We start from the raw sequence: 6,068 nt of genomic DNA on the forward strand, positions 1-6,068 counted from the left end.
GGACGCGACCGGTCGGATCGAGGCGCTTCATGCCCCCCAGCGCTCCGGCTGACCGCCCCCAAGTACCGCGGGAGCTCCCCCCGCCGCGCCCGCCCCCCCCCCCCCCCCCCCCCCCCCCCCCCCCCGCGCCCCCCCCCCCCCCCCCACGCGATTTCCGGGAAGAAACCCGCAATTCCGCGGATTCATCGCGACCGCAGTCCGCGAAACCGGCGAATCGGTCCGGAACTTCCGAAAAATGGATCGACGGAACGGAACCCGCCGGGCACCCTGCACGTCCTAAGAACAAAGGATCACGAGGGGAGGAGGTGTGTCATGGCGGGTGCGGCGCTGTTGCTGCTGGCGTTGATCGCGATCGTGATGGTCTTGCTCGCACCGGACCGGCACGACGACGCGGACGACCACGAGGTGCGGATTCCCGCGCCCCGGGCGGAAGGCGAGCTCGGCTCGGCTCGTCCGGGCGCGGTCGACGAGAAGGAACGGGCCTGATGGACGGTGTCCCGAGGAGCGGATCTGCGGGTGGACGAGCGGCGAGTGGAGATCATTCCCTCGCCGCTCGTGCCACTTCCGCTCCCGCACACGTCATTTGATCGCCCCGGTGAGCGTGAAAGCGCCGCCCAGCGATCGGGACACCAGCAGGTACAGCCCGATCACCGGAGCCGTGTAGAGGATCGAATAGGCGGCGAGCTGCCCGTAGGCGATCAGCCCGCCCTGGCCGAAGAACGCGAACACCCCCACCGAGGCCGGCTGCTTCGCCGCGTCCAGCAGCAGCACGAACGGCACGAAGAAGTTCCCCCAGGCGTTGATGAACGTGAAGATCCCGACCACGCCCATGCCGGGGACGATCAGCGGCAGCACCACCGAGCGCAGCGCCTGCATCGCCGAGGCCCCGTCCACCCAGGCCGCCTCCTCCAAGCTGATCGGCACGCCGTCCATGAAGTTCTTCGTCATCCAGATCGCCACCGGCAGCGAGGTCGCGGCCAGGAACAGCGTGGTGCCGAACATCGAATCGACCAGGTCCAGCCGGACGAACATGCTGTACACCGGCACCATCACCGCCGTGATCGGCAGCCCGGTCGCGAACAGCACGGTGTACAGGAACGGCCGCCGGAACCGGGACCGGTAGCGGGACAGCGGGTAGGCGCACAACACCGCCGCCAGCACCGAGATCAGCGCCGCGCCACCGGACAGCAGCAATCCGTTCCACAGTGGACGGATCGTGGTCTCCCAGTCCAGCACCTGCTCGAAGTTCTCCAGCGTGAACCGCTGGGGCACCGCCGCCGACAGCGGCGCCTCCGCGTCGAACGCGGCGGTGAGCAGCCACAGCAGCGGCGCCAGGAACAGCAGCGCGATCACCCCGAGCAGCGAGCCGACCAGCGCCGACTCGCCCCGGCGGCTCACACCTCCTCCCGCAGCGTGCGGGCGTAGACCACGGCGAACAGCGCGCCGACCGCCAGCAGCACCAGCGAGATCGTGGCGCCGTAGCCGATCTCGTCCAGCTCGAAGGCCTCGTCGTACATCAGCAGCGGCAAGGTCTGCGTCGCATCCCCCGGACCGCCCGCGGTGAGCACGTAGATCAGCGTGAACACCCCCAGCGTCTGCAAGGTCACCAGCATCAGGTTCGTCAGCACCGAACGGCGGATCACCGGCAACGTCACGTGCCGGAAGCGGCGCAGCGCCCCCGCCCCGTCCACCTCGGCGGCCTCGGTGAGCTCGGTCGGCACCTCGGACAGCGCCGCCTGGTACACCAGCATCGAGAACGCGGTGCCGCGCCAGGCGTTGCCCAGCACGATCGCCAGCAGCGGCGCGCTGAACAGCCAGTCCTGGCTCAACCCGACCGCGCCGAGCAGCGCGTTCAACGTGCCCTCCGGGTTCAGGAACGCGTACAGCGCGAACGCGGCCACCAGCTCCGGCAGCACCCAGGCGGACACCACCGAGACGCCGACCGCGTTGCGCAGCAGCCGGTTCCGGTGCCGGGTCAGCACCGCGATGAGCAGCCCGAGCCCGTTCTGCCCGATCACCGCCGAACCGACGGTGAACACCACCGTCAGCCACGCCGAGTGCCACAGCGCCGGATCGGCGAACAGGCGGCGGAAGTTCTCCAGGCCGACGAACTCCGGGGAGGTCGCCGCCGCCCCGGTCAGCGCCGCGTTCGTGAACGAGACGTAACCGCTCCACAGGATCGGGCCCGCCACGAACAGGCCGAGCAGCAGCACCGCGGGCGCCATCGGCAGCAACCACCGCGACAGCACGGCGCCGCGCATCAGCCGCCCCGGGTCTCGTCCGGGCCGGCGATGCGCCGCACCTGCTCGGTCCACCGCTGGGACACCTGCTCCGGGTCCGCGCCGCCCGCGACGTCGAGCACCGATTGCTGGATCTCCTCGGAGATCTTCGGGTACTCCGGCAGCGTCGGGCGGTAGTGCGTGCCCTCCAGCAGCCCGAGCCAGAACCCGGCCAGCGGGTTCGCCGCGGTGAGCCGCGGATCGGCCGCCGAGTCCTCCCGGGACGGCAGGTTCCCGGAGGACAGCGCGTACTCGGTGACGTTGTCCCGGCTCAACGCGATCGTGAGGAACTCGAAGGCGTCGTCCTGCTTGCCGCCGGAAGCGCTCATCGCCAGCGTCCAGCCACCGGACGTCGACACGGTGCCACCGCCGTCCCGCGTCGGCATCGGCGCGGCGGACATCGTCTCCGCCCAGTCCCGCCAGCCCGCGGATTCCCACTGCCCGGAGGCGAAGCTGCCGTCCAGCCGCATCGCGACCTTCCCCTGCCGGGTGAGGTCGTCGCGGAGCTTCTTGTCGTACTGGGCGTCGGCGATCTGCGCGCGGCTCTGGGTGAGCCCTTCGCCGACGGCGGTGGACAGGAAGCGCATCGCCTCGGTGAAGCCCGCGTTCGGCGCGATCCACCTGCCGTCGTGCAGCGAACCGGTCTCGGTGCCGTGCAGCAGCATCAGCACCGTCTGCATGGTCACCGCTTCGCCTTCCGCCTTGCCCATCGGCAGGTCCAGGCCGATCACGTCGGGGAACCGCTGCTTCACCCGGCGGGCGGCGGCGAGCACGTCGTCCCAGCCGTCCGGTTCCCAGTCGGCGGGCAGTCCCGCGCGGGCGAACAGGTCGCGGTTGAACCAGATGCCGCGGGTGTCGGTGTCCAGCGGGATGCCGTAGGTGCGGCCGTCGGTGGCGCGCCCGGCCTGCTTGGTGGTGTCGATGAAGTGGTCCCAGTCCGCCCAGTCCGCGAGCCGCTCGTCCAGCGGCGCCAGGTAGCCGGCGGCCACGTCGGAGTTGACGGTGAAGCTGTCCTCGTAGAGCACGTCCGGTGCGGTCTTCGCGGAGCGCATCCGCAGCTGCAGCTTCGACAGGTACTCGCCCTCGGGCGCCACCACCGGGTCCAGCGAGACGTGCTTGCCCGGGTTCGCCTGCTCGTACTGCTGCTTGACCCGCTGCATCAACGCGTCGACCTGCGTGGAGTTCCCGTAGCGGTGGTAGGCCACGCTGATCGTGTCCGGGTCGTCGGCCGTCCCGCCGCCGCAGCCGGTGGCTGCCAGCACTGCGGCGATCAGGACCAGGGGTAATCGTCGGCGAGGCATCGATCCTCCCGGTGCGGGACTCGTCCCGGTAGCCGTCGCGGCCGCCCCGGTCGGGGACCGGCCGGTCTTCGATGAGCTGCGCGATCACCTGACCCGCTCGGCGCTTGCGCCCGATGTGAGATCAGGATCACACTGCACCGTAATTCCATTCGATGAAGCAAGTCAACGACACGAGCGCCTCGGGAGCCCCCGCATGCGGCAGGAGTTCTGGCAGGGCACCAACCTCCCCAGGGTGGGCGGGTTCAACCGCGCGGTCGTGCTGGACGCGATCCGCGCGAACGGCGGCGTGAGCCGCGTCGAACTCGCCCGCAGGACCGGGCTCACCGCGCAGACCATGTCGAACATCGTGCGGGCGCTGATGGCCGACGGGCTCGTCACCGAGGACGGGCACGCGCCCTCCACCGGCGGCAAGCGGCGGGTGATGCTGCGGGTCGTGCCGGACGCCTACCAGTCGGTGGGCCTGCACCTGGATCCGGAGCGGATCACCGGGGTGCTGCTGGACCTGGACGGGCGGGTGCGGGCGCGCAGCACGCGGCGCGTCGCCGCGGGCGCCTCCCCGGACGCCGTCGTCGGCGCGCTCGCCCGCACCGTCGGGCACCTGGTGCGGCGCTCCACGGCCGCATCCACCGAGGACGGGGAGGTCGAGGGCGGCCGGGTGCTCGGCGTGGGTCTCGCCGTGCCGGGTCCGGTGGACGACGCCCACCGCCGGGTGTTCAGCCCGCCGAACCTGCCCGGCTGGCCCGAAGTCCCGCTCGCCGACCTGGTGGAGGAGCGCGCCGGGCTGCCGGTGGTGATGGACAACGACGCGACCGCCGCGGCCATCGGCGAGCGGTGGTCGGGCGGCGCGGAGCGGTCCGGCTCGTTCGTCTACGTCTACCTGGGGTCCGGGGTCGGGCTGGGCGTGGTGCTCGGCGACCAGGTGTACCGGGGGCTCAGCGGGAACGCGGGCGAGGTCGGGCACCTGCCCACCGGCACCGGCAAGGAGTGCGCGTGCGGCAAGCGCGGCTGCCTGGAGGCCTACTGCTCGATGCGGGCCGTCGTCGCCGAGTGGACCGCCGCGGGCGGCGCCGCCGGCGGCGCCGCGATCTCCGACGCCTACCAGCGGATCTGCCGGGACGCGGCGCGCGGCGACGTGGCCGCCGCCCGGTTGCTGCGGCAGGCCGCGAGCAGGCTGGGGCAGGCGCTGGCGACCGTGGTGAGCGTGCTGGACGTGGACCGGGTCGTGCTCGGCGGGCCCGCGCTGCGGCACGGCGGGGAGATCATCCGGGAGCGGGTGCGCAGGCAGCTGCTGGGCCAGGTGCGGGCGGCACGAGCCCGCCCGGTGGAGGTGCACTCGGCGCTGATCGGGGAGGACGCGGGCGCGGTCGGCGCGGCCTCGCTGGTGCTGGACCACGCGTACTCGCCGCGGCTGGCGACGTTGCTGGGCGGATGAGCCCGCGCCGCCCGGAGTCCCCGCCCGTCCCGGACCCGGGACGGGCGGGACCCGGTCAGGCGTCGGCGCGCACCTCGGCGGCCGCGCTCCCGGCGCCGTCCCGCACCGCGTCGGCGATGGCGCGGCCGAAGGCCGCCATGCCGCGGGCGTTCGGGTGCAGCGGCGCGGCCACCGAGGTCGGCAGCACGCCCTCCAGGTACTTGTCCTGCGGTGCGGCGCACACGTCGTGTCCCTCGCTGACCGCTCCGATGTCGACGAACTCGGCACCGTGCGCGACCGCCCGCTCGCGCAGCAGGTCGCTCAACCTGTCCACGTTGGACTGGATGTAGTCGGCGTCCCGGCCCCAGATCGGTTCCTTCGGGTAGCACCCGCCGGGCCGGACGTAGGTGCCGTAGCCCGCGACCACGACCTTCGCGTGCGGCGCGCGGGCCGCGATGCCCTCCAGCGCCGCGTCGAGGTCGCCGGAGATGCCGTCGACGCGGGTGGCGAGTTCGTCGCCGTGCGCCGTGTACTTCTCCGCGCAGGACCGCCCGATGGGTTCCGGCAGCGCGTTCAGGCAGCTGACCGCGGCACCGACCAGGTCCACGTCGTTGCCGCCGATGGTGAGGGTGACCAGGTCGGTGGTGGTGCTCAGCGCGTCGAACTGCGGGGGGAGGAAACCGTGCTGGCGGCCGGTGAAGTCCTCGATCTCGGCGCCGGAGCAGGTCGCGTCGGTGAGCTCCGCGCCGAGCGCGTCGGCGACGACCCGCGGGTAGTTCCGGGTGGAGCGCAGGCACGCGAGGTTCGGGTCCGGTCCGGGGATCAGCGGGCCGGCGGCGGCGGAGTCGCCGAGCGCCACGTAGTGGATCGGTGCCGCGGCGGTCATTGTCGCGGCGGTCGGTGCCGCGGTGAGCGGTTCGGCGGCGTGCGCGGGCACCGGTGCCAGCGCGCAGGCCACGAGGGCGGCGGCCGCGCCCCGGCGGAGCGCCCGGCGGGGGTGCGCGGCGGTCCGGTCGAGGCGTCGTCGGCGGCCGGGACCGGCGGGAGGGATGTCCACGGAGACCTCCGGGAGGGGGC

Annotated in this window: 6 protein-coding genes; 2 read left to right on the top strand and 4 right to left on the bottom strand. The window is 72.8% G+C overall.

What is annotated here, in order from left to right; translation table 11 throughout:
* Positions 1 to 312 precede the first annotated feature (312 nt).
* Positions 313 to 486: a hypothetical protein gene (locus LCD35_RS21985; protein WP_224961281.1), complete on the top strand. Its 174-nt coding sequence runs from the start codon at positions 313 to 315 to the stop codon at positions 484 to 486.
* A gap of 93 nt (positions 487 to 579) precedes the next feature.
* Here the strand turns inward: LCD35_RS21985 and LCD35_RS21990 are convergent, their stop codons facing one another.
* The 3 genes from LCD35_RS21990 to LCD35_RS22000 are packed head-to-tail and all read right to left on the bottom strand — an operon-like array spanning position 580 to position 3,580.
* Positions 580 to 1,398 carry a carbohydrate ABC transporter permease gene (locus LCD35_RS21990; RefSeq protein WP_224961279.1) on the bottom strand — a complete coding sequence of 273 codons (819 nt, stop codon included), beginning with the start codon at positions 1,396 to 1,398 and terminating at the stop codon, positions 580 to 582.
* A complete protein-coding gene (locus tag LCD35_RS21995) occupies positions 1,395 to 2,261 on the bottom strand; it encodes a carbohydrate ABC transporter permease (protein WP_224961277.1) in 867 nt (288 codons plus the stop codon). The genes LCD35_RS21990 and LCD35_RS21995 overlap by 4 nt, the downstream gene beginning before the upstream one ends.
* Complete coding sequence (locus tag LCD35_RS22000; protein ID WP_224961275.1) at positions 2,261 to 3,580, bottom strand: extracellular solute-binding protein; 1,320 nt, start codon at positions 3,578 to 3,580, stop codon at positions 2,261 to 2,263. The genes LCD35_RS21995 and LCD35_RS22000 overlap by 1 nt, the downstream gene beginning before the upstream one ends.
* A 193-nt stretch (positions 3,581 to 3,773) precedes the next feature.
* On the opposite strand from LCD35_RS22000, the gene LCD35_RS22005 reads away from it, so the two are divergent.
* Positions 3,774 to 5,012 (top strand): ROK family transcriptional regulator, encoded by a 1,239-nt coding sequence (locus tag LCD35_RS22005; RefSeq protein ID WP_225044758.1) that lies wholly within the window; start codon positions 3,774 to 3,776, stop codon positions 5,010 to 5,012.
* Positions 5,013 to 5,067: 55 nt separating this feature from the next.
* Here the strand turns inward: LCD35_RS22005 and LCD35_RS22010 are convergent.
* Positions 5,068 to 6,068, bottom strand: a 1,001-nt coding sequence (locus LCD35_RS22010; protein WP_225044759.1) for an SGNH/GDSL hydrolase family protein, incomplete at its 5' end; no start/stop codon positions are given.

This window comes from Saccharopolyspora sp. 6V (genome assembly GCF_020176785.1).
Classification (GTDB): Bacteria; Actinomycetota; Actinomycetes; order Mycobacteriales; family Pseudonocardiaceae; genus Saccharopolyspora_C; species Saccharopolyspora_C gregorii.